Source organism: Nocardiopsis deserti (assembly GCF_008638355.1).
In the GTDB taxonomy this organism is placed as follows: Bacteria; Actinomycetota; Actinomycetes; order Streptosporangiales; family Streptosporangiaceae; genus Nocardiopsis; species Nocardiopsis alborubida.
Genome location: NZ_VWVS01000061.1, coordinates 1 through 701 on the forward strand (window position 1 = coordinate 1; position 701 = coordinate 701).

General features: G+C 69.2%; 1 protein-coding gene. It reads right to left on the reverse strand.

The genetic code is table 11. The features are described 5' to 3' along the window. Positions 1 to 701, reverse strand: a 701-nt coding sequence (gene arsB / locus FYW99_RS31600) for an ACR3 family arsenite efflux transporter (protein WP_150256279.1), incomplete at both ends; no start/stop codon positions are given.

Consider the following 701-nt stretch of genomic DNA (forward strand, 5'->3'; position numbering starts at 1 on the left):
GTGAAGGCCAGCGTCGCGGTGCGGTCGTAGTCCATCCCGATCGCCTTGCCGAAGGCGAAGGTGCCGAACCACATGATGGCGAAGTAGGCCAGCAGCGGCACCGCGATGCGCACCACGTCCAGCGGTTGGCTGGTGATCCGGTCCCCCTGGAGGGCGAACAGCAGCACGATGGTGAACAGCAGGCCGTAGAGCGCCCACGGGCCGATCCGGGGCAGGAAGTTCGCCTCGTAGCGCTCGCGGCCCATCCGCCGCTCACCGATCCGGCGGGTGAGGAACCCCGCCACCAGCGGGACGCCGAGGAAGATCACCACGTTGAGCGCGATGAGCCAGGGGGAGGCGTCCAGGCCGCCGGTGTCCAGGCCCAGCCACCCGGGCAGCAGGTCCAGGTAGAACCAGCCCAGCAGGCCGAAGACCAGCACCTGGAAGACCGAGTTCAGCGCGACCAGCACGGCGGCGGCCTCGCGGTCGCCGCAGGCCAGGTCGTTCCAGATGATGACCATCGCGATGCAGCGCGCCAGGCCGACGATGATCAGGCCGGTGCGGTACTCGGGCAGGTCGGCCAGGAAGATCCAGGCCAGCGCGAACATCACCGCGGGCCCGACGACCCAGTTCACCACGACCGAGGAGACCAGCAGCCGGGTGTCGCGGGTGACGGTGTCCAGCCGGTCGTAGCGGACCTTGGCCAGCACCGGGTACATCAT